The sequence below is a fragment of the Streptococcus sp. HMSC062H02 genome, from assembly GCF_001813005.1.
Classification (GTDB): Bacteria; Bacillota; Bacilli; order Lactobacillales; family Streptococcaceae; genus Streptococcus; species Streptococcus oralis_S.
This window is the reverse complement of sequence record NZ_KV811130.1, coordinates 74,882-96,075: the sequence shown is the minus strand read 5'-3', so window position 1 is coordinate 96,075 and position 21,194 is coordinate 74,882. Positions and strand designations below refer to the sequence as shown.

Sequence of the window (21,194 nt, the reverse complement as noted above, 5' to 3'; positions counted from 1 at the left end):
TGACGTTTTTTTGTATGCTTATTTTGACTTGATGTAGTTGATACCGTCTGCCTTAGGTGCAACTGCTTTTCCAAAGAAGGCTGCCAAGACAAGGATAGTCAAGACATAAGGCGCGATTTGAAGGTAAACCGCTGGCACTCCTTGTAGGAAAGGTAATTGAGAACCGATAACTGCCAAACTTTGTGAAAGTCCAAAGAAAAGACTAGAAAGCATAGCACCAATTGGGTTCCATTTACCAAAGATCATCGCAGCAAGGGCGATAAATCCAGGACCGACAATAGTTGTCACTGAGAAGTTAACTGAAATGGATTGAGCATAAATCGCTCCCCCAATTCCACCAAGGAAACCTGAAATAACAACCCCAAGATATCGCATCTTGTAGACATTGATCCCCAAGGTATCCGCTGCTTGAGGGTGTTCACCAACAGAGCGAAGACGAAGACCAAAACGTGTCTTAAAGAGAATAAACCAAGCAAGGAAAGAGAAGGCAATCGCGATATAACCTAGTAGACTGGTTGACTTGAAGAAGATATCTCCAATCACAGGGATATCAGCCAAAACTGGGAAATCAAAACGTCCAAAAGTCTGGCTTAAGTTATCCGTTTGTCCTTTGTTATAAAGAACTTTAACCAAGAAAACTGCTAGGGCAGGAGCCATCAAGTTCAATACTGTACCACTGACAACATGGTCCGCACGGAAATGAACTGTAGCGACTGCATGGATGAGAGAGAAAATAGCTCCCACAATACCAGCAACTAACAAGGAAATCCAAGGAGTCGCTGTTCCAAGTTGTTCTGCAAACTCAAGGTTAAAGACAACCCCAGAAAAGGCTCCCATAACCATAATTCCTTCAAGACCGACGTTAACGACACCACCACGTTCAGAGAAGACTCCTCCGATACTCGTAAAAATAAGTGGTGCTGAGTAAATCAGCATAGAAGAGACCAAGAGGGTGAGTAATGTTGTAATAGACATCCTTACTTACCTCCTTTAACTTGTTTTTTAGGTTTGACAAAGCGTTCGATAATATAGTGAACGCTGACAAAGAAGATAATAGACGCTGTTACAATGCTGACAAGCTCAGATGGAACTTGCGCAGCGTTCATACCCGGTGCTCCTACTTGCAAAACTCCAAATAAGAAGGCCGCAAAGAGAATTCCAATTGGTGAATTTCCAGCAAGCAAACTAACTGCCATCCCGTTAAATCCGATAGCTAATGATGATCCCTGAACGTAAACGTTTTGGAAAGTTCCAAGACCTTCTACCGCTCCACCAAGACCAGCCAAAGCACCAGAGATAATCATTGATAGAATGATTGTACGTTTTGCTGAAATACCAGCGTACTCTGAAGCATGGGGATTGAGACCAACTGCGCGAATTTCAAAACCGAGAGTCGTTTTCTTGAGCAAGAACCAAATCACAGCTACAGCAATGATGGCAAAGAAGATTCCAATATTCATACGAGAATTTCCAGTCAACTCTGATAACCATGGTGTCTGGTAAGTAGCATTGGCACTAACACGAATCGTTGAGTCTGTACTTTGCATAATATCTTTCGGAAAGGCATGAATAAAGGCATTTCCCACATACAATACAATGTAGTTCATCATGATGGTCACGATAACCTCTGACGTACCGAGATAAGCTCTGAGGATACCTGGAATCGCACCAACAATTCCACCTGCGATCAAAGCAATGATCACTGTCAATGGAATCAAAACGAGACGAGGCATATCTGGATTTGACAAGGCAAACCAACCACTGAGAATCCAGCCTGCAAGTGCCTGACCAGGAAGTCCGACGTTAAAGAAACCTGCTCGACTGGCAACAGCGAAACCAAGACCTATCAAGACAAGAGGACCCATGGCACGGAAAATTTCTCCAATTCCACGGAGGCTACCAAAAGCTGTATAGAACAACTCCTCATAACCCCAGATAGCATCATATCCGAAGATCCACATGACAATGGCTCCGAGCAAGATTCCTAAGAATACGGAAATCAAGGGAACCGAAATTTGTTGTAATTTTTTAGACATCACTCTTCTCCTTTCCCAAGTTTCCACCTGCCATCAAGACACCAAGTTCTTGTTTGTTAGTTGTTTCTGGCGATACAATACCTTGAATCTTACCATCGTGAATAACAGCAATTCGGTCTGAGACATTTAAAATCTCATCCAATTCAAAGCTGACAACAAGGACAGCCTTCCCGTTATCACGTTCTTCAATCAAACGTTTGTGGATATATTCAATGGCACCGACATCCAAACCACGAGTTGGCTGGCTGACGATAAGGAGATCAGGATCTCGATCAATCTCACGAGCGATAATCGCTTTTTGTTGATTTCCTCCTGAAAGAGCTGCCGCTGGAACAAATTCGCTTGCCGCACGGACGTCAAATTCTTCCATCAATTTCTTGGCATGTGAAGTGATATTGGCATAGTTCAAGATGCCATTTTTGCTGAGTGGTTCTTTGTAGTAGGTTTGAAGAGCGATATTTTCTGAAATCATCATCTCCAAAATCAAGCCATCACGGTGACGATCTTCAGGAACGTGCCCCACGCTTAGTTCTGTAATTTGTCGAGGATGCATCCCCACGATTGATTTGCCTTTTAATTCAACGCTACCTGACTCAACCTTACGAAGACCAGTAATGGCTTGAATGAGTTCAGATTGACCATTGCCATCAATACCTGCAATACCGACAATTTCACCAGCACGAACATCCAAGGAGAGATTTTTTACTGCTGGTACACCGCGGTTTTCATTGACAACCAAGTCTTTGATAGACAAGACCACTTCTTTGGGTTGCGGTGCTTGTTTTTCCGTTTTAAAGGAGACTGAGCGTCCAACCATCATTTCTGCCAAGTCCGCATTTGTTGCGCCTGCAATTTCGACTGTCTGGATTGATTTCCCACGACGGATAACCGTCACTCGATTCGATACCGCACGAATCTCATCCAGTTTATGGGTAATCAAAATGATAGACTTCCCTTCTTTGACAAGGTTTTTCATGATTGCCATCAACTCATCAATCTCTGAAGGAGTCAATACGGCTGTAGGTTCGTCAAAGATAAGGATATCAGCACCACGATAGAGTGTTTTCAAGATTTCTACACGTTGTTGGGCACCAACGGAAATATCCGCCACCTTAGCAGCAGGATCTACTGCCAAACCATAACGTTCAGAAAGAGCCTTGATTTCTTTAGTAGCACCAGCTATATCTAGAACACCATTTTTAGTGACTTCACTTCCTAAAATGATATTCTCAGCTACTGTAAAAGCCTCAACCAACATGAAATGTTGGTGAACCATCCCAATTCCAAGACCAGCGGCTTTAGATGGTGAGTCTAGTTTTACAACCTGACCATTCACCACAATTTCACCACTCGTTGGTTCAAGAAGTCCTGCCAGCATATTCATCAGAGTGGATTTACCCGCTCCATTTTCTCCTAAAAGTGCATGGATTTCACCTTTTCGCAGTTGCAAGTTGATTTTGTCGTTTGCTACAAATTCACCAAACACCTTGGTAATATCCCGCATCTCAATGACATTTTCGTGTGCCATATGCTCTTCCTTTCAGAGGTTTATTTTATTTCAATAAAACCTGCTAATCACATTAACAAGCTCTATTGAGACAAAAGTTGCCTCAATTCTTAAAGAAGCGACCAATGGCCGCTTCCTAAGAAATGACTTTTATCCATTATTTTTCAGGAACTTTTACGCTTCCGTCAAGGATTTTAGCTTTTGCATCTTCAACAGCTTTTTTACCTTCTTCTGAAAGGTTTGTTACTGCTAGCTCAACCCCTTTATCTTTCAATGAGTAAACAATCACTTGTCCACCAGGGAATTCACCTTTTTCTGTTTTGTTGGCAATATCTTTTACAGTTGTACCAACTTGTTTCAATGTAGATACAAGAACAAAGTTAGATTCTTTACCATCTTTAGAAGTGTATTTACCTTCTGCTGCTTGGTCACGGTCTACACCGATAACCCAAACTTTTTCGTTTTCATTTTTGTTTTCGTTCAATGATTTTGCTTCAGCAAAGACACCAGCACCTGTACCACCAGCTGCTTGGTAGACAACGTCTGCACCGGCAGCATATTGAGCTGCTGCAATTGTTTTACCTTTGGCAGCATCACCAAATGAACCAGCATAGTCAACTTGAACTTTGATAGATGGGTCTACTGATTCAACACCAGCTTTGAATCCAGCTGCAAAACGTGAAATAACTTCAGATTCAATACCACCTACAAAACCAACTTGTTTTGTTTTCGTAGTTTTCGCTGCTGCAACACCAGCAAGGTAAGCTGCTTCGTTATCCGCAAATCTTACGCTCGCAACATTCTTTTGACCTTCAATCACATCATCAATCAAGACATAGTTTAGGTCAGAGTGGTCTTTTGCTGCTTCCTCAACTGCATTGTGAAGGGCAAAACCAACACCGAAGATCAGGTTGTAACTTCCAGCCGCTTGTTGCAAGTTGTTAGCATAGTCTGCTTCGCTTGTTGATTGGAAGTAAGTGTAACCTTTATCTTTAGAAAGATTGTGTTCTTTACCCCAGTCTTGCAAACCTTCCCAAGCTGATTGGTTAAATGATTTATCATCAACACCACCAGTATCTGTTACGATTGCTGCTTTGGTCTTCATTTCTGATGAAGATGAAGCTGCGTTACGAGAAGAGCGGTTACCACATGCAGCAAGTCCAACTGCTGCTACTGCAACTAGACCAAGGCCTAGCCATTGTTTCTTGTTCATTACTGAACCTCCTAAATAAGATGTGCAACGATGTTGCAAGTATGGATTGGTTGGCCACAAGGACCGCGTCACTCAGAGAGTGACTCAGACTAGTTTAAGTCTGTAAATGAGTATGGAAGTAACTCCCCGACCGTCATCTCGACCGTCGATTTATCTTTAGCGACTAATGTCACTTTTAGATCTTGTTCAAAAAATTCAATCATGACCTGGCGGCAAGCACCACATGGCGAGATGGGTTTTTCAGTTTGTCCGTAGACAATCAATTCTGAAAACTCCCTTTGCCCCTCAGAAACTGCCTTGAAGATAGCTGTACGTTCTCCACAATTAGTCAAGGGATAGCTAGCATTCTCGATGTTTACACCCGTATAAATACTACCATCCTTGGCTACTAAAACAGCTCCGATGGGAAAGTGAGAATAAGGTACATAGGCTTGTTTGCTGGTTTCAATTGCTAGTTCAATCAACTCAGTAGTCGCCATCTGCCAATTCTCCTTTTAAAATCGCAACGCCAGCAGATGTCCCGATACGGGTAGCGCCTGCTTCTACAAAAGCGACAGCATCCGCATATGAACGAGCTCCACCAGCTGCCTTAACTCCCATATCTGGCCCGACTGTTTTACGCATCAACTGAACATCCTCTATAGTGGCACCACCAGTTGAAAATCCAGTTGATGTTTTGACAAAGTCAGCGCCTGCTTTCTGGGATAATTGGCAAGCCACAACCTTTTCATCGTCTGTCAACAAGCAAGCTTCAATAATGACCTTAACCAACTTGTCACCACTTGCTTCTACGACAGCACGGATGTCCGATTCAACCAAATCCAGATTTCCTGATTTGAGGGCACCAACATTGATAACCATATCAATCTCATCCGCACCGTTTTGAACAGCTTCTTTTGTTTCAAAAGCTTTCACAGCTGAAGTTGTTGCTCCCAAAGGAAAACCTACTACTGTACAAACTTTTACATCTGAGCCTTCAAGCCCTGTTTTCGCATGTTTCACCCATGTGGGATTAACACAAACGCTGGCAAAGTCATACTCACGCGCTTCAGATAGCAAACGATCAATTTGTTCTTGACTTGCATCTTGCTTTAAAAGCGTATGATCAATATATTTATTTAACTTCATATTCGGATTCTCCCTGGTTTTATGAGATAATTTCTATAATTTCTCGTAAACTTTGCACTCCATCATTTATTTTAACATATTTTTGAAATTCTGTAACTAGTTCAGAAGAAATTTTTCCATTTGTATAAACTTTTGCAACAATTTCACCCTTTTGAACGGAGTCTCCAACTTTCTTTTCAAAAACAATCCCTGTTTCATAGTCCAAGTCATCAGACTTGACTGCACGACCAGCTCCTAGTCTCATGGCATAGAGCCCAAATTCCATAGCTGGAAGGGCTGAAATAACACCTGTATCTTGAGCTGGAATTTCCAGCACATGGGCAACTTTAACTGGGCGATAGAGATCTTCTAAATCACCGCCTTGTGCTGCTACCATTTCTTCAAACTTAGCCAGTGCTTGGCCATTTTCCAGGTGTTGACGGATTTCCTCGATCGTTTTTTCAACATCAGCCAAGCCAAGCATAATCTGAGCTAGCTCGCAGATAAAGTGACTAATATCTTCTCGGCCATTTCCTTGGAGAATCTCGATTGCCTCAAGGATTTCGAGACGATTGCCAATGGCTCTTCCCAAGGGTTGGCTCATATCGGTAATGACTGCTACCGTCTTTCGACCAACTGCCTTACCAAGATCCACCATGGTTTGAGCTAATTTGCGCGCCTCATCAACCGTCTTCATGAAGGCACCCTCACCGACCGTTACGTCTAGCAAAATGGCATCCGCTCCTGCAGCAATTTTCTTGCTCATCACCGAACTAGCAATCAAAGGAATCGTGTCGACAGTTGCTGTCACATCACGGAGGGCATAGAGAAGTTTGTCTGCTTTAACCAGCTGATCGGACTGCCCAATGACAGATACACCAATATCCTGTACCTGACGAATGAAATCCTCTTGACTTCGCTCGACTTGATAGCCCTTAATGGACTCCAATTTATCAATTGTCCCACCAGTATGGCCGAGACCTCGACCACTCATCTTAGCAACAGGCACGCCGAAACTCGCAACAAGAGGAGCCAAGATTAAGGTCACCTTATCACCTACACCACCAGTCGAATGCTTATCAACTTTAACCCCCTCAATAGCTGACAAATCAAACTCCTGACCTGTCTTGACCATATTCATCGTCAGATCAGAAATCTCACGTGTGGTCATTCCTTTAAAATAAACAGCCATAGCAAAAGCAGACATTTGATAGTCTGGAACAGTTCCAGCCACATAGCCTTCTACCAACCATTTGATTTCATTTGAAGTCAGTTCTTGACCATCTCGTTTCTTTTGGATTAAATCAACTGCTCTCATTCTTTCACACTTCTAAGGATATAATATCCCTTATCTTTCTTTACGATTTCACAATTTCCAAAAACTTCTTCCATCTTACTTTTAGCACTTGGAGCCCCTTGTTTTTTCTGAATGACGATGGTTAAATCTCCTCTGTCTTTCAAGAAATCTCTGCTCTTTTCTATAATCTCATGAACAACCTGTTTGCCCGCTCGAATCGGCGGATTAGAAATAACATGGTCAAACTTCCCTTCAACTTGTTCATAGATATTGGATTGGAAAATCGTTGCTTCTACTTTATTACGTTCAGCATTTTGTCGCGCTAGGTCCAAGGCACGATTATTGATATCGACCATGGTTGCCTGAACTCCATAAGCCTTGGCTAACGACAAACCCAATGGCCCATAACCACAACCTACATCAAGAACAGTTTCTCCTTTGTTAACCTCTAGACACTTGAGCAAGAGCTGACTCCCAAAGTCAACCATTTTCTTGCTAAAAACACCCGCATCCGTCAAAAAGGTCATGTTTTCTCCCAACAACTCCACTCTCAACTCATGAATGTCGTGTGCAGCATCAGGATTTTCTGCATAATACATTTTACTCATAAAACTATTTTACCATAATTTGGCTTGAATTGTAAATCGTTTACAAAGTGATGATCAAATGAAAAAGACTGAAGAATCCTAGTCAAAAAACCTTTTCTTCAATCTCTTTCAATTATTAGAAATACATTACAATCTATCGGGAACTACAAATTATCATAGTCAGGAAAAAACAGTTCGTCTGCAATCAGGCGCATTTTTATTACTATTTCTTAACCTTAAAATACTTTATTATCAACAAGATTCCCAATATGATGTTTAGATAAAAACCCAACTGATAAGTTTGTGTCAAGATTTCCAAACTTGTCCAAAGTCGTATCAAATCTTCTAGTGACATACGGAATAGATATCCTTCTGTAGCAATCCACAAAATCAAAAATAGATAACTTCCAGCAGCAAGCCATTTCGTCCACTGCTTTTTTACTAGCCAGGCAATCAAGAGTGAGCAGATAAAGACAGCTGTTACAAGGAGATGATCCATTAAGAAGGTAAAACCGTAATAGGTTTCTACAAAGCGTCTACCATTATCCGCATTCGCTCCCCTTATAAAAGGTAAGGCAAAACTTAAAATAAAACAGAGTTCCAATATATAACTTTTTAAGATTTTCATGACACACCTCCTATAAGTTGTGAACCAAAAAGCCCACTTTCAATAACTGATAAGTCTTCAGAAACCATTCTCTATCTCATCATTAAATTATTCAACCTCCATCTACCTCTATTATACGATATTGACTTACTACCATCAAGAAACCGCTTTATCTTTTTAGCTTTTTATGGTATGATAAACAAAATATCTAGGGGAAAACAAATGACCAACGAATTTTTACATTTTGAAAAAATCAGTCGCCAGACTTGGCAATCATTGCATCGCAAAACAACCCCTCCCTTGACAGAGGAAGAGTTAGAATCCATCAAGAGTTTCAATGACCAGATTAGTCTGCAAGATGTGACAGATATTTATTTACCTTTAGCTCATCTCATCCAAATTTACAAACGAACCAAAGAGGATTTAGCCTTTTCTAAGGGGATTTTTCTCCAAAGAGAGAGTAAATCTCAACCCTTCATTATTGGAGTTTCAGGAAGTGTAGCTGTAGGAAAATCAACAACTAGCCGACTTCTGCAAATCCTTCTCTCTCGTACAGTTATTGATGCTACTGTAGAATTGGTGACAACTGACGGCTTTCTCTATCCCAATAAAACCTTGATGGACCAAGATATATTAAATCGCAAAGGTTTTCCTGAAAGTTATGATATGGAAGCTTTACTGGATTTTCTTGATCGCCTAAAGAATGGACAAGATGTCGATATTCCTGTCTATTCTCATGAAGTGTATGACATCGTTCCTGGAGAGAAACAACGTGTCAAAGCTGCTGACTTTGTTATTGTCGAAGGCATCAATGTCTTTCAAAACCCTCAAAATGAGCGCCTTTACATCACTGATTTCTTTGATTTCTCCATCTATGTGGATGCTGCTGTCGAGGACATTGAAAGTTGGTATCTGGATCGTTTCTTGAAACTGCTCAGCTTTGCCCAAAATGACCCCAACAGCTACTACCACCGTTTTACGCAAATGCCGATTGGAGAAGTTGAAGCTTTTGCACACCAGGTTTGGACCAGCATTAATCTCACAAATCTACAAAACTATATCGAACCAACAAGGAATCGCGCCGAGGTCATTCTCCACAAGACTAAAAACCATGAAATCGATGAAATTTACCTAAAAAAATAATTTCCCCTTGTCAAAACCTAAGTTTTCATATATAATGGTATAGTTAGTAAATATGGAGGTAAGAACATTGGCAAACATTAAATCAGCTATCAAACGCGCTGAATTGAACGTTAAACACAACGAAAAAAACTCAGCTCAAAAATCAGCTATGCGTACTGCTATCAAAGCTTTCGAAGCAAACCCTTCTGAAGAACTTTTCCGTGCTGCTAGCTCAGCTATCGACAAAGCAGAAACTAAAGGTTTGATTCATAAAAACAAAGCAAGCCGTGATAAAGCTCGTCTTTCAGCTAAACTTGCTAAATAAGAAACAGTCCATAGAGGCTGTTTTTTTGTCCTCTAATCAGAAAAGGTAGAAAATGAAAATCGCAATTATCGGTTATTCTGGAGCTGGTAAGTCAACTCTAGCAGAAAAGTTATCTAACTACTACTCCATCCCCAAACTGCATATGGATACGCTCCAATTTCAACCTGGTTGGCAAGACAGTGACCGCGAATGGATGTTGACCGAGATGAAAAAGTTTCTCACAAAGCATGAAGCTTGGGTCATCGACGGCAACTACTCTTGGTGTTGCTATGAAGAAAGAATGCAGGAAGCTGACCAAATCATCTTTCTCAATTTTTCACCATGGACTTGTCTCTTTCGAGCCTTCAAACGGTATCTCACTTACCGAGGCAAGGTCAGAGAAAGTATGGCAGCAGGCTGTCCTGAACGCTTTGACTGGGATTTTATCAGATGGATTCTCTGGGATGGGCGGACAAAGAATGCTAAAGAACGCTATCAACGGTTTCAAGAAACCTATCCAGATAAAGTAATTGTCCTCCGGTCTCAAAAGGAGATGGACCACTTCTTAGAAAATCTCGTACATAACAAGAAAAACCAACGTGCCTAACGTTGGTTTTTTGCTATTAGCCAATCACACTTCCGTTTGGTACAGCTGGATCAACTGTGAGAAGGGTTAATTGTCCATCATGTTCAGCTGAAAGGATCATTCCTTGGCTGACATATTTCTTCATCATCTTACGTGGTTTGAGGTTGGCAACGATTTGGACTTTCTTGCCGACCAATTCTTGTTCGTTTGGATAGTATTTTGCAATTCCTGAGAGGATTTGACGGTCTTCGCCATCACCAGCATCTAGGCGGAATTGGAGCAACTTATCAGAACCTTCGACTTTAGAAACTTCTTTGACTTCTGCGACACGGATCTCAACCTTGTCAAAGTCTTCAAACTTGATTTCATCCTTGTTGAGTTTGAGTTCAACTTCATCTGGATTCCATTCTTTTTCGACAGCTGGTTTGTTGCCTTCCATTTGTTCCTTGATATAGGCACTCTCTTCTTCCATATCCAGACGTGGGAAGATTGGTGTTTCTTTGGCAACGACTGTTACACCTGCAGGGAAATCTGCCAAGCTCAAATTTTCTAGGCTAGAAACTTCTGCTAGACCAAGTTGTGCCAATACAGCGCGACTAGTTTCCATCATAAATGGCTCAATCATGTGAGCTACAACACGAAGGCTAGCTGCTAAGTGACTCATCACACTTGCCAATTGGTCACGGTGCTCTTCATCCTTAGCCAAGACCCATGGGGCTGTCTCATCGATGTATTTGTTGGTACGTGAGATAAGCGTCCAGACTGCTTCTAAAGCACGTGGGTAGTCAACTGCATCCATGTGTGTATGGTAGTCAGAGATAGATTGCTCTGCAACCTCAGCAAGAGCATTATCAAACTCTGTTACACCCTCTACATAGGCAGGGATTTGCCCATCAAAATACTTGTTAATCATGGAAACCGTACGGTTAAGGAGGTTTCCAAGATCATTTGCTAATTCATAGTTGATACGGCCTACATAGTCTTCTGGAGTGAAGGTTCCGTCTGAACCGACTGGAAGGCTACGCATGAGGTAGTAACGAAGTGGATCCAGTCCATAACGTTCTACTAGCATTTCAGGGTAAACGACATTCCCCTTAGACTTAGACATCTTGCCGTCTTTCATAACGAACCAACCATGGGCAATCAAGCGGTCTGGCAATTTCATATCCAACATCATGAGAAGAATTGGCCAGTAGATTGAGTGGAATCGAAGAATGTCTTTTCCGACCATGTGGAAGACCGTTCCATTCCAGAATTTATCATAGTTAGCATGATCGTCTTGACCGTAACCAAGAGCAGTCGCATAGTTGAGAAGGGCATCAATCCAAACGTAGACAACGTGTTTTGGATTGGATGGGACTGGCACACCCCATGTAAAGGTTGTACGAGAAACCGCTAAGTCTTCCAAACCTGGCTCGATGAAGTTACGCAACATTTCATTAAGACGACCATCTGGAGTGATGAAGTCAGGGTGCGATTTGAAAAATTCAACCAAACGGTCTTGGTATTTGCTGAGGCGAAGGAAGTAAGACTCTTCAGAAACCCACTCCACTTCATGTCCTGATGGAGCAATACCGCCAGTTACATTACCAGCTTCATCACGGAAAACTTCCGCAAGCTGGCTTTCTGTAAAGAATTCCTCATCTGAGACTGAATACCAGCCAGAGTATTCACCCAAGTAGATATCATCTTGGGCTAAGAGTCTTTCAAAGACATCGGCTACAACTTTTTCATGGTAGTCATCAGTTGTACGGATAAATTTATCGTATGAGATATCGAGTAATTTCCAGAGTTCTTTGACACCAACTGCCATGCCGTCAACATAGGCTTGAGGTGTGATGCCAGCTTCTTCCGCTTTCTGTTGAATCTTTTGACCATGCTCATCCAGACCTGTCAAATAAAAGACATCGTAGCCCATGAGGCGTTTGTAACGAGCTAGGACATCACAAGCGATGGTTGTGTAGGCAGAACCGATATGAAGTTTACCAGATGGATAGTAAATCGGTGTTGTAATATAAAAATTCTTTTCAGACATAATTTTTCCTTTCCAGGCAAATGAAACCTGATTTTCTAACACTTCATTATATCATATTTTTAGTGATTTTCGATAGGAAAATCCATACAAAAAAAAAGATAGACAAATGTCTATCTTTTTTTCTTGTTTATCTTATTCATAGCGAAGGGCTTCTATTGGATCAAGCTTAGAGGCTTTATTGGCCGGCAAGACTCCGAAAATCATACCAACGCTAGCTGACACAGCTAAGCTAAAGAGAGCAATTGGGAGGGAAACCCCAACTTCGATACCTGCAATCATATTTTGCAATAGGATACCCGCTAACATTGTTAAGCCTGCTGCACTTACTAGACCAATGACACCACCTAGCAAGGTCAAAATCATAGATTCAATCAAAAACTGTACTAAGATATTAGCCCGTGTAGCTCCAAGAGCCTTACGCAGGCCAATCTCACGCGTACGTTCTGTCACAGAAACCAACATGATATTCATAACACCTGTACCACCAACAAAGAGTGAAATCCCTGCAATGGCACTGATAACAGTGGTCATAAATCCAAATAGTTGTTGTACCTCTTGGAAGGCGGCAGTTGCATCCGCAACTTGGTACTCCCCTTGTTGAAGACCTGCAATCTCAGTCAATTTTCGAGCCAACTCTGGTCCCAAGGTCTGCGTTAGACTAGTATCATTGACACGAAAGACGATGTTCGAGATTTCATCAGTATTAAAATTGGCTGCGAGAGAAATATTGGTCGTAATTGGAAGACCACCAATCCCAAAGGCTTTAGCAGTTTTAGCTTCATTACTAGTATAAACACCAATCACACGGTAACTAAATTCATTAACAGAGATGATTTGATTAACCGCAGCTTCTGGACTATCAAACAAACTCTTGGCTAGTTCTTCGTCCAGCAAAATCACACTGGCAAATTCCTTGTAGTCTTGCGGTCTTAGACTTCTACCCGCAACGATTTCATTTTCAACTGCGTTCATGTAGGTGCTATTTCCGCCTGTCAGAGTCGCTCGTTCAACTTTCTTATCCTTATAAGATAGGGTGACGTTGGTCGAGTTGGTGACATAGTAGCTGTCTACTCCTTTAAGTTTAGCAGCCTCCTTGACCCAGGATTCTAGTGGTTTTGGTGGTTCAACATGAACATCCTCTTCTTTCCCGCTGACTGTCAAAGCGGATTGTTTCTGCGTAAAGGAACCATCCTTGCTTTTGATAGGAGAGAAAAAGACATGGATATCCTTCTGTGATTTGGTCATGTTTTTATTGACCTGACGAGACATGGAGTCTCCCAGTGCCATGATGACGACGACAGATGAAACTCCGATGATAATCCCAATCATGGTGAGGAAGGAACGCATCTTGTGGGCCATGATGGATGAAAAGGCAAATTTCAGATTCTGCATCTAGTTTTCCTCCTTTTCTACCAGAGCACTGTCTGATGAGATGACCCCATCACGAATGACAATTTGGCGTTTGGCATAGGCAGCAATCTCAGGCTCGTGCGTGACCATGATAATGGTTTTCCCTTCCTTGTTTAACTCAACCAACAGTTGCATAATTTGATTTCCTGTCTTGGTATCCAAGGCTCCTGTGGGTTCGTCTGCTAGGATGATAGAGGGATTATTTACCAAGGCACGCGCAATTGCTACACGTTGCTTTTGACCACCTGATAACTCAGAAGGCAAATGATGACTGCGCTCCGTCAACTCAACCTTTTCCAGAAATTCCTCAGCCAATTTCCGACGTTTAGAAGCCGAAACACCCGCGTAAATCAAGGGCAATTCGACGTTTTGAAGTGCATTGAGCTTGGACAAGAGAAAGAACTGCTGAAAGACAAAACCGATTTGCTGGTTGCGGACCTTGGCCAGTTGTTTCTCTCCAAGACCTGCCACTACTTGACCTTCAAGATAGTACTCTCCACTAGTTGGTGTATCCAACATTCCGATGGTATTCATCAAGGTAGACTTACCAGAACCAGAAGGTCCCATAATAGCAACAAAGTCACCTTCATGAACTTCTAGATTGATATTTTTAAGGACCTGCAGTTCTTGGTCACCATTTCGATAACTCCTGCAGATATTTTTGAGACTAATTAGTTTTTTCATCAGCCTTCACCTCTTTTCCTTCTTCCAAGGAAGATGTTGGATTACTGATGACCTTGGCTCCGTCTGTCACACCTGAAGTAATTTCTTGGTTGTCTGCGTCCGCATTCCCCAAAGTAACTTCTACCTTCTTCGCTTTTTTCTGGTCGTCAACGACCCAGACATAGTTTTTGTCATTTTCGGTAACAACACTGGTTAAAGGAACAAGGATGGCTTTACTTTTGTTTTTGACTTCAACACTGACTGAGAAACCTTGTTTCAACTCACCGATATCGCTGGTCACATCAACAGTATAAGGGTACTTAGATCCAGTATTTCCTCCAAGAGCTGCATTCGCTGCTTCTCCATTGTTCTTAGGATAATCAGAAATATAGCTGATTTTTCCTGTCCAGCTCTTATCTTGGTAAACCTTCGAAGTAAAGGTAACTTCTTGCCCAACAGAAAGGTTAGCAAGGTTGTATTCAGACAACTCCCCTTTGACTTGCAAGTTTTCATTACTTACGACATGTACTACCACTTGGCTATTACCTGTTGGCGATTTGGAAACATTACGATTAACTTCAACTACAGTCCCTTCTAGTGTACTGAGGACAGTTGCAGCATCTAGCTGAGCTTGAGCCTTGTTGAGTTGAGCAACAGCATCTGCACGGTTATCCTTGGCATCACTGATTTGAGAATCAATAGAAGATACTGAAGAAGTCGCTGCTTGCGCTTGTTCTGGGAGTCCAGCTTCTATTGGAACCTGTGGAGAAGCTGGTGTAGCTGATGCATTCTCACGAGCTTTGTTTAACTCCTCGATATGACGGTCTGCCTTTGCAACTGCACGATCAGCTGCATCATAGGCAGCTTGAGCATCTGCACTGCTGTATTTGACCAAAGCTTGCCCTTCTTCGACCTTGTCCCCGACTGAAACGAGAATTTCATCTAAATCTCCCTTACTAGCATCAAAATAAACGTATTGTTCATTTTTTGCTGTAACCGTACCTGATAAGAGAACCGATGAAGCAACAGAACCTTCCTTAGCAGTAACGATATGAGAGGTTTCCTCCTTGACTGCTGACTGGGAAGGTTGTCTAAAAATCAAAATCCCCGCAGCACCGATAACAATAGCACTGGCAACACCAATCGCTGTGTATAATTGCCATTTTTTTGCCTTCTTATTTCTTTTCATTTTTAAGCTCCTTTATTCTTTTGCCTTACAAAAACCATTATATCAGAAATACCAAGCCCAAACAATGACAGTTCAGATGGAAACAATGACAATTCAGGATCATTATTTCGTTCGGTATTCGTTTATTGGATTATTGTGCTAGATATATAGTACAATATCTTTTTGAATTTGGCAAGCGTTTTTATAATTTTTTTATCGTAGCAGATTTTTGCATTCAAAAAATAAAAACGATAGAATATGACTATCAAAGCTATAAGGAGTTTTCTATGAGAGAATATGATATCATCGCCATCGGTGGAGGAAGTGGCGGCATTGCCACTATGAACCGAGCTGGTGAACACGGTGCTAAAGCTGCTGTTATCGAAGAGAAAAAATTAGGTGGAACCTGCGTCAATGTCGGCTGTGTTCCTAAAAAAATCATGTGGTATGGAGCGCAAATCGCTGAAAGCCTCCACCACTACGGCCCTGACTATGGTTTTACAAGTTCAGATGTTCAATTTGATTTCGCAAAACTTCGTCAAAATCGTGAAGCCTACATCGACCGTGCTCGCTCATCTTATGATGGAAGTTTCAAGCGCAACGGTGTTGATTTGATTGAAGGTCGTGCTCATTTCATTGATGCTCATACGGTCAGCGTTAATGGTGAATTGATTCGTGCCAAACATATCGTGATTGCGACTGGCGCTCGTCCAAGCATTCCAACTATCCCTGGAGCTGAACTTGGTGGTAGCTCAGACGATGTCTTTGCTTGGGAGCAACTTCCTGAATCTGTTGCGATTCTTGGAGCTGGCTATATCGCCGTTGAATTAGCAGGTGTTCTCCACGCTCTAGGAGTAAAAACTGATTTGTTTGTCCGTCGTGATCGTCCCTTGCGTGGTTTTGACAGCTACATCGTTGAAGGACTTGTCAATGAAATGGAAAAAACAGGTCTACCTTTGCACACACATAAGGTACCAGCCAAACTAGAAGAATCAGAGCAAGGTATTACCATTCATTTCGAAGATGGTTCTAGTCACACTGCCAGCCAAGTTATCTGGGCTACCGGTCGCCGTCCAAATGTAGACGGTCTGGAGTTAGAAAAGGCTGGCGTCACACTCAACCAACGTGGATTTATCCAAGTAGATGAATACCAAAATACAGTTGTAGATGGCATCTATGCTCTTGGAGATGTTACTGGTGAGAAGGAACTGACCCCGGTAGCCATCAAGGCAGGACGTACCTTATCTGAACGCCTCTTCAACGGGAAAACAAATGCCAAGATGGACTACACGACTATCCCTACTGTTGTCTTCTCCCACCCAGCAATCGGAACAGTCGGTTTGACCGAGGATCAAGCTATCAAAGAATACGGCCAAGATAACATCAAAGTCTACAAGTCAAGCTTTGCATCTATGTACTCAGCCGTTACAAGCCATCGTCAAGAATCTCGTTTCAAACTCATCACCGCCGGTGATGACGAAAAAGTTATTGGCCTACACGGACTTGGTTATGGAGTGGATGAGATGATTCAAGGATTCGCTGTTGCCATCAAGATGGGGGCTACCAAGGCGGACTTTGATGCTACAGTAGCTATCCACCCAACCGCCTCAGAAGAATTTGTAACCATGCGCTAATTATTGTAAGAGACCTCTTGAGGTCTCTTTTTACTTGTAAAATCGGCCGTTACAAAATTGTTACCTTGATTTCAAAAATAGGTTGACTTTTCTTTCTGAATTAGTATAATAGTTACTATAATTTTGAAAAGAGGTTAACAGTTTTGAAAAAAGCTCATATATATGCTATCCCTGCTATCGGTGCAGCTCTCATCGCCGTATTGGCACAAATCAGTCTCCCTATCGGTCCTGTACCTTTCACTTTGCAAAACTTTGCGATTGGTCTGATTGCTACTGTTTTTAGACCCAGAGAAGCTGTTCTATCTGTAGCTCTCTATCTCTTGCTGGGTGCCATTGGTTTACCTGTTTTTGCAGGGGGAGGAGCTGGATTTCACGTTTTAGTCGGTCCAAGTGCAGGCTATCTTTGGTTCGACCTTGTCTATGCTGGACTTACATCTTATCTCATCCATCAAAAAAGTGGCTACATTCGCATTTTCCTAGCCAACCTCTTGGGTGACTCCCTCGTCTTTGTCGGAGGTATTCTCAGCCTCCACTTCCTTGCTGGTATGCCACTTGACAAGGCACTCGCTGTTGGCGTCCTTCCCTTTATCCTCCCTGATCTTGGTAAGATTATTGCCATTAGTTTCATTAGTCGTCCCCTACTCGAACGATTGAAAAGTCTTCCATATTTTTCAAGATAAAAGAATAGTCCAGAACAATTGTTCTGGACTATTTCCTTTCTAAGAATCAACTGTACACTATTTAGATACTCGACTATTCTTATACCAGTATGAATATTAATCGTTTTATTCTTCAAATTATAGCTATTCACAATATGCAAAGTAGAAAAGTATTCTAATTGATTCAAACCGAATAAGCTTCTATTGATTTTGGATGCTTAGCAATTGTATACTTTTCAGAAAACGCATTTTCAATGATTGAGCTATATTTTATAAATCATTTATGATACAATAGAGCTACCTAAAAGATTCAGAAAATTTAATGTTCATTGATTGTTTATATTAACTTGAACATTCTGATTTTTCTTCATTCAAAAATAACTGTAAATAATTATAAGTAGAAAGGTAATTCTATGGCAAAGAATACTCGTGAGCTAATCATTGGGGCTCTCATCACACTAGCTAAGAAAAATCCTCAGCGTAGTTCCTTTACAATGACTGAAATTGCTGCTGAAGCTGGTATTTCACGACAAGCGATTTATCAAAAGCATTTTAACAACTTTGAAGATATTATCGAATACATTCACGAAGAGACCAATCAGCACATTTTTAACGTCTTTAATAAGTACTGCCCTAGCAATGATGGAGATTCTATCAGCTTTTTAGCAGACCATATACTTCCGCTCATATACGAAAAAAGGGAAATTGTTAACACCTTGTACACCACACAAGTCGACCCATGTTGGAAGGAATTTCTGCGTGGAACATACTCAGAGTGGGTACTAAAGAATGTCAATTACCAACTGAAATATAATTTTAATAAAGAGGACATCGCTTATATCATTACGACCATGGCAATCTCTTTCATTGAAGTCTGGATTCGTAAGGATGATCCAACACCACCTGAAGAGTATAGAGAGACTTTTATTCAATTGTCTAAAACTTCTCTGTGTGACTATATTGTGTCCTAAAAAAAGAATCTTGAGTTGCACTCAAGATTCTTTTTATTGTTGCCCTTTAAAGGCATCGACCATTACCTGAAATTCTTCATTGGAAAGCGTGATTCCTTTGCCCATTTTGGTATGGTCTGGGCTCCAAGCGCGAATGTCAAACTTTGCAGGGGCACCATTAAAGCTAACGCGATTTAGTTCTTTTGTCCATCCTTTGTCATTTTCAGACAAGGTGAGCAAGTGTTCTTCGATTTCAAATGTAAATTCTGCCATTTTAACTCCTTTATGTGATATGCTTTCTATAGTCTATTCGTAAAAATCTTGTGGTTTTTAGGAAAATTTTATATAATGTGGATATATAAGAAGGGAGGATTCTATGAGACAGACATTCAAACTAGTTCTAGATAAACTACATGGTTTTCTCAATGGGAATGATGATCATCCTCAAATCGAGGATAACTCCCTCACTGCTATGATTGAACAAGCCATCCAAAGAAAGACGGCTGTTCATGTCATACTTGCTGAGACAAGTTTTACGGGTGATATTGTTAAACACGATGCTAATCGCCAACAAATTATCGTCAAAAATTTTTCAAAAAACGTGACCCGAATCATTCGTATCAGTGATATTAAACGACTTCGTTTTGTTCCCTCAACCGTACAAAAAGCTCAGAAAAATCTATTTAAGAAAGAGTGAGATGTTCTTTGCATCCCACTCTTTTTCTTAACGAATTTGTTCAAAATGAAGATGAACAGCGATATGGTCGCCATAACCACTTCTCTCCAAATCGCGTTGCAAGCGATAAGAGATATAATGTTCTGCGATTGTAATGTAGCCAGCTCCAAGCAAGCGGTGCTCAACCATTGACTGGATCATGCTGATAGTGGCACGTTCTACTTTTGCTTCTTCCAAGTCCAAAACGACTTTTTTAGTAACTTGAGCTAAGTTTTGACGTAAGTCATCGGTCAAAACATAAACTGTTTGAGCTGCTTTTAGGACAGCTTGGTAAATTTTATCTGGATCAAATTCAGCAATTTCTCCATTACGTTTGATTACTTGCATAAGGTTCTCCTTTATTCTTTGTTTTCTTTGATTTCAGCCAGCATCTTTTCTTCCTCTGCTGTTAGTTGATAGTTTTCTAGCAGGTCAGGTCTGCGCTCGTAGGTTTTCTTTAGACTCTCATACAGTCGCCACTGGCGAATCTTTTCATGGTGCCCACTCATGAGCACATCTGGCACGACCATGCCTCGATAGTCATAAGGGCGAGTATACTGAGGATATTCGAGAAGTCCCGAAGAGAAGCTATCATCCTGGTGACTAGACTCCTTACCAATCACTTCTGGAATCAAGCGCACGGTCGCATCAATCATAGTCATGGCTGCCAATTCACCACCAGTCAAAACATAGTCTCCTAGGGAAATTTCATCGGTTACCAAGGTCTTGATGCGCTCGTCATACCCTTCATAGTGACCGCAGATAAAGATTAGTTCTTCCTCTTGAGCCAAATCCTCAGCATAAGTCTGATCAAACTGCTTTCCAGCTGGATCGAGGAGAATGACGCGCGGATTTTTCTTTTCAATAGCATCAAAGGCATCGAAAATGGGTTGAGCCCTTAGCAACATCCCCTGACCGCCTCCGTAAGGTTCATCGTCAACATGACGGGCCTTTTCAGCATATTCTCTGAAATTATGATACTGGATATCCAAGAGCCCTTTTTCTCGAGCCTTCCCAACAATCGAGTGTTCCAGCGGAGAAAACATCTCAGGAAAGAGGGTTAAAATATCAATCTTCATCATCTAGTCCTTCTAAGATTTCCACTTCGACCCGCTTGTTTGGAATATCAACATTGAGAACTACTGGTGGAATGTAAGGTAAAAGCAAATCTCGCTTACCTTTTCGCTTGACTACCCAGACATCATTGGCTCCCGGTTGTAGGATTTCCTTGATAGTTCCTATCAAGTTATCACCCTCGTAAACATCCAAACCGATAATCTCGTGATAATAGAATTCTCCATCATCTAGATCGTTCAAATCTTCCTCGGCGACCTTGAGACTATAACCCTTGTACTTTTCAATCGCATTGATATGGTACATGTCTTTGAATTTGATAATGTCAAAGTTCTTATGCTTACGGTGACTTGCGATGGTCACTGTTTGGACAAACTGGTCTTTATCATCAAATAAAGCCAGCTCTGCCCCTTTTTTAAACCGTTCCTCAGCAAAATCCGTCACAGACAAGACTCGCATCTCACCTTGTAGACCCTGCGTATTAACGATTTTCCCAACATTAAAGTAGTTCATCTTGTCT

Annotated in this window: 24 protein-coding genes; 7 read left to right on the top strand and 17 right to left on the bottom strand. The window is 41.5% G+C overall.

Going from position 1 to position 21,194, the window contains the following annotated elements; genetic code table 11:
- Positions 1–18: 18 nt before the first annotated feature.
- From HMPREF2885_RS06700 to HMPREF2885_RS06660, 9 genes are all read right to left on the bottom strand, one after another.
- On the bottom strand, positions 19–975 hold the full coding sequence (locus HMPREF2885_RS06700) for an ABC transporter permease (protein ID WP_000029140.1): 957 nt from the start codon (positions 973–975) through the stop codon (positions 19–21).
- 2 nt (positions 976–977) lie between these two features.
- Positions 978–2,036, bottom strand: coding sequence for an ABC transporter permease (locus tag HMPREF2885_RS06695; RefSeq protein WP_000038681.1), 1,059 nt, complete (start codon positions 2,034–2,036; stop codon positions 978–980).
- Positions 2,029–3,564, bottom strand: a complete 1,536-nt coding sequence (locus HMPREF2885_RS06690; protein ID WP_000929838.1) for an ABC transporter ATP-binding protein — start codon at positions 3,562–3,564, stop codon at positions 2,029–2,031. Before HMPREF2885_RS06690 ends, HMPREF2885_RS06695 begins: the two co-directional genes overlap by 8 nt.
- 136 nt (positions 3,565–3,700) lie before the next feature.
- On the bottom strand, positions 3,701–4,756 hold the full coding sequence (locus HMPREF2885_RS06685; protein WP_001036150.1) for a BMP family lipoprotein: 1,056 nt from the start codon (positions 4,754–4,756) through the stop codon (positions 3,701–3,703).
- An 89-nt stretch (positions 4,757–4,845) separates the two neighbouring features.
- Positions 4,846–5,235 carry a cytidine deaminase gene (locus tag HMPREF2885_RS06680; RefSeq protein WP_070657544.1) on the bottom strand — a complete coding sequence of 130 codons (390 nt, stop codon included), beginning with the start codon at positions 5,233–5,235 and terminating at the stop codon, positions 4,846–4,848.
- The gene (gene deoC / locus HMPREF2885_RS06675; RefSeq protein WP_007522166.1) at positions 5,222–5,884 is read right to left on the bottom strand and encodes a deoxyribose-phosphate aldolase; all 663 of its coding nucleotides are present in this window, start codon (positions 5,882–5,884) and stop codon (positions 5,222–5,224) included. Before deoC ends, HMPREF2885_RS06680 begins: the two co-directional genes overlap by 14 nt.
- 19 nt (positions 5,885–5,903) lie before the next feature.
- Positions 5,904–7,181, bottom strand: coding sequence for a pyrimidine-nucleoside phosphorylase (locus HMPREF2885_RS06670; protein ID WP_070657541.1), 1,278 nt, complete (start codon positions 7,179–7,181; stop codon positions 5,904–5,906).
- Positions 7,178–7,768, bottom strand: a complete 591-nt coding sequence (locus HMPREF2885_RS06665; protein ID WP_080702746.1) for a class I SAM-dependent methyltransferase — start codon at positions 7,766–7,768, stop codon at positions 7,178–7,180. The genes HMPREF2885_RS06670 and HMPREF2885_RS06665 overlap by 4 nt, the downstream gene beginning before the upstream one ends.
- 202 nt (positions 7,769–7,970) lie before the next feature.
- Positions 7,971–8,375, bottom strand: a complete 405-nt coding sequence (locus HMPREF2885_RS06660) for a hypothetical protein (RefSeq protein WP_000698116.1) — start codon at positions 8,373–8,375, stop codon at positions 7,971–7,973.
- A gap of 201 nt (positions 8,376–8,576) precedes the next feature.
- On the opposite strand from HMPREF2885_RS06660, the gene coaA reads away from it, so the two are divergent.
- The 3 genes from coaA to HMPREF2885_RS06645 all read left to right on the top strand — a co-directional run bounded on the left by coaA (position 8,577) and on the right by HMPREF2885_RS06645 (position 10,387).
- Entirely contained in the window at positions 8,577–9,497 is a 921-nt protein-coding gene (gene coaA, locus HMPREF2885_RS06655; protein ID WP_007522170.1) for a type I pantothenate kinase, read from the top strand.
- A gap of 67 nt (positions 9,498–9,564) precedes the next feature.
- Complete coding sequence (gene rpsT / locus HMPREF2885_RS06650; RefSeq protein ID WP_002895661.1) at positions 9,565–9,801, top strand: 30S ribosomal protein S20; 237 nt, start codon at positions 9,565–9,567, stop codon at positions 9,799–9,801.
- A gap of 52 nt (positions 9,802–9,853) precedes the next feature.
- Positions 9,854–10,387 (top strand): DNA topology modulation protein, encoded by a 534-nt coding sequence (locus HMPREF2885_RS06645; RefSeq protein WP_007522193.1) that lies wholly within the window; start codon positions 9,854–9,856, stop codon positions 10,385–10,387.
- A 16-nt stretch (positions 10,388–10,403) separates the two neighbouring features.
- Here the strand turns inward: HMPREF2885_RS06645 and metG are convergent, their stop codons facing one another.
- From metG to HMPREF2885_RS06625, 4 genes are all read right to left on the bottom strand, one after another.
- Positions 10,404–12,401 carry a methionine--tRNA ligase gene (gene metG, locus HMPREF2885_RS06640; RefSeq protein ID WP_007522195.1) on the bottom strand — a complete coding sequence of 666 codons (1,998 nt, stop codon included), beginning with the start codon at positions 12,399–12,401 and terminating at the stop codon, positions 10,404–10,406.
- A gap of 132 nt (positions 12,402–12,533) precedes the next feature.
- Entirely contained in the window at positions 12,534–13,793 is a 1,260-nt protein-coding gene (locus HMPREF2885_RS06635; protein WP_007522196.1) for an ABC transporter permease, read from the bottom strand.
- Entirely contained in the window at positions 13,794–14,495 is a 702-nt protein-coding gene (locus tag HMPREF2885_RS06630; RefSeq protein WP_070657539.1) for an ABC transporter ATP-binding protein, read from the bottom strand.
- Complete coding sequence (locus HMPREF2885_RS06625; protein WP_000827875.1) at positions 14,479–15,663, bottom strand: efflux RND transporter periplasmic adaptor subunit; 1,185 nt, start codon at positions 15,661–15,663, stop codon at positions 14,479–14,481. Before HMPREF2885_RS06625 ends, HMPREF2885_RS06630 begins: the two co-directional genes overlap by 17 nt.
- A 266-nt stretch (positions 15,664–15,929) precedes the next feature.
- On the opposite strand from HMPREF2885_RS06625, the gene gor reads away from it, so the two are divergent.
- The 3 genes from gor (at position 15,930) to HMPREF2885_RS06610 (ending at position 18,906) form a co-directional block, all read left to right on the top strand.
- Positions 15,930–17,276, top strand: a complete 1,347-nt coding sequence (gene gor / locus HMPREF2885_RS06620) for a glutathione-disulfide reductase (RefSeq protein WP_070657537.1) — start codon at positions 15,930–15,932, stop codon at positions 17,274–17,276.
- Between the two features lie 143 nt (positions 17,277–17,419).
- Complete coding sequence (locus tag HMPREF2885_RS06615; protein ID WP_000709011.1) at positions 17,420–17,956, top strand: biotin transporter BioY; 537 nt, start codon at positions 17,420–17,422, stop codon at positions 17,954–17,956.
- A 392-nt stretch (positions 17,957–18,348) separates the two neighbouring features.
- Positions 18,349–18,906: a TetR/AcrR family transcriptional regulator gene (locus HMPREF2885_RS06610; protein ID WP_070657536.1), complete on the top strand. Its 558-nt coding sequence runs from the start codon at positions 18,349–18,351 to the stop codon at positions 18,904–18,906.
- A 33-nt stretch (positions 18,907–18,939) separates the two neighbouring features.
- Here the strand turns inward: HMPREF2885_RS06610 and HMPREF2885_RS06605 are convergent, their stop codons facing one another.
- Positions 18,940–19,158, bottom strand: a complete 219-nt coding sequence (locus HMPREF2885_RS06605; RefSeq protein ID WP_000807417.1) for a YdbC family protein — start codon at positions 19,156–19,158, stop codon at positions 18,940–18,942.
- A 103-nt stretch (positions 19,159–19,261) separates the two neighbouring features.
- Here HMPREF2885_RS06605 and HMPREF2885_RS06600 point away from each other — a divergent pair, with 103 nt between their 5' ends.
- On the top strand, positions 19,262–19,582 hold the full coding sequence (locus tag HMPREF2885_RS06600) for a eukaryotic translation initiation factor 4 gamma (RefSeq protein WP_001250031.1): 321 nt from the start codon (positions 19,262–19,264) through the stop codon (positions 19,580–19,582).
- A 27-nt stretch (positions 19,583–19,609) separates the two neighbouring features.
- Here the strand turns inward: HMPREF2885_RS06600 and HMPREF2885_RS06595 are convergent, their stop codons facing one another.
- The 3 genes from HMPREF2885_RS06595 to rimM are packed head-to-tail and all read right to left on the bottom strand — an operon-like array spanning position 19,610 to position 21,187.
- Positions 19,610–19,948 carry an ATP cone domain-containing protein gene (locus HMPREF2885_RS06595; protein WP_001196045.1) on the bottom strand — a complete coding sequence of 113 codons (339 nt, stop codon included), beginning with the start codon at positions 19,946–19,948 and terminating at the stop codon, positions 19,610–19,612.
- An 11-nt stretch (positions 19,949–19,959) separates the two neighbouring features.
- Positions 19,960–20,679: a tRNA (guanosine(37)-N1)-methyltransferase TrmD gene (gene trmD, locus HMPREF2885_RS06590; protein WP_070657534.1), complete on the bottom strand. Its 720-nt coding sequence runs from the start codon at positions 20,677–20,679 to the stop codon at positions 19,960–19,962.
- On the bottom strand, positions 20,669–21,187 hold the full coding sequence (gene rimM / locus HMPREF2885_RS06585; protein WP_001105876.1) for a ribosome maturation factor RimM: 519 nt from the start codon (positions 21,185–21,187) through the stop codon (positions 20,669–20,671). The genes trmD and rimM overlap by 11 nt, the downstream gene beginning before the upstream one ends.
- Positions 21,188–21,194: the final 7 nt, after the last annotated feature.

Bases quoted from the DNA above. Each gene is read 5' to 3' on its own strand.
- coaA (WP_007522170.1), top strand. From the start codon at position 8,577: ATGACCAACGAATTTTTACATTTTGAAAAAATCAGTCGCCAGACTTGG.
- HMPREF2885_RS06635 (WP_007522196.1), bottom strand. From the start codon at position 13,793: ATGCAGAATCTGAAATTTGCCTTTTCATCCATCATGGCCCACAAGATG.
- trmD (WP_070657534.1), bottom strand. From the start codon at position 20,679: ATGAAGATTGATATTTTAACCCTCTTTCCTGAGATGTTTTCTCCGCTG.
- HMPREF2885_RS06600 (WP_001250031.1), top strand. From the start codon at position 19,262: ATGAGACAGACATTCAAACTAGTTCTAGATAAACTACATGGTTTTCTC.
- HMPREF2885_RS06660 (WP_000698116.1), bottom strand. From the start codon at position 8,375: ATGAAAATCTTAAAAAGTTATATATTGGAACTCTGTTTTATTTTAAGT.
- HMPREF2885_RS06625 (WP_000827875.1), bottom strand. From the start codon at position 15,663: ATGAAAAGAAATAAGAAGGCAAAAAAATGGCAATTATACACAGCGATT.
- HMPREF2885_RS06690 (WP_000929838.1), bottom strand. From the start codon at position 3,564: ATGGCACACGAAAATGTCATTGAGATGCGGGATATTACCAAGGTGTTT.
- HMPREF2885_RS06630 (WP_070657539.1), bottom strand. From the start codon at position 14,495: ATGAAAAAACTAATTAGTCTCAAAAATATCTGCAGGAGTTATCGAAAT.
- HMPREF2885_RS06595 (WP_001196045.1), bottom strand. From the start codon at position 19,948: ATGCAAGTAATCAAACGTAATGGAGAAATTGCTGAATTTGATCCAGAT.
- HMPREF2885_RS06685 (WP_001036150.1), bottom strand. From the start codon at position 4,756: ATGAACAAGAAACAATGGCTAGGCCTTGGTCTAGTTGCAGTAGCAGCA.
- HMPREF2885_RS06680 (WP_070657544.1), bottom strand. From the start codon at position 5,235: ATGGCGACTACTGAGTTGATTGAACTAGCAATTGAAACCAGCAAACAA.
- deoC (WP_007522166.1), bottom strand. From the start codon at position 5,884: ATGAAGTTAAATAAATATATTGATCATACGCTTTTAAAGCAAGATGCA.
- HMPREF2885_RS06670 (WP_070657541.1), bottom strand. From the start codon at position 7,181: ATGAGAGCAGTTGATTTAATCCAAAAGAAACGAGATGGTCAAGAACTG.
- gor (WP_070657537.1), top strand. From the start codon at position 15,930: ATGAGAGAATATGATATCATCGCCATCGGTGGAGGAAGTGGCGGCATT.
- HMPREF2885_RS06645 (WP_007522193.1), top strand. From the start codon at position 9,854: ATGAAAATCGCAATTATCGGTTATTCTGGAGCTGGTAAGTCAACTCTA.
- HMPREF2885_RS06610 (WP_070657536.1), top strand. From the start codon at position 18,349: ATGGCAAAGAATACTCGTGAGCTAATCATTGGGGCTCTCATCACACTA.
- HMPREF2885_RS06605 (WP_000807417.1), bottom strand. From the start codon at position 19,158: ATGGCAGAATTTACATTTGAAATCGAAGAACACTTGCTCACCTTGTCT.
- HMPREF2885_RS06695 (WP_000038681.1), bottom strand. From the start codon at position 2,036: ATGTCTAAAAAATTACAACAAATTTCGGTTCCCTTGATTTCCGTATTC.
- rimM (WP_001105876.1), bottom strand. From the start codon at position 21,187: ATGAACTACTTTAATGTTGGGAAAATCGTTAATACGCAGGGTCTACAA.
- metG (WP_007522195.1), bottom strand. From the start codon at position 12,401: ATGTCTGAAAAGAATTTTTATATTACAACACCGATTTACTATCCATCT.
- HMPREF2885_RS06700 (WP_000029140.1), bottom strand. From the start codon at position 975: ATGTCTATTACAACATTACTCACCCTCTTGGTCTCTTCTATGCTGATT.
- HMPREF2885_RS06665 (WP_080702746.1), bottom strand. From the start codon at position 7,768: ATGAGTAAAATGTATTATGCAGAAAATCCTGATGCTGCACACGACATT.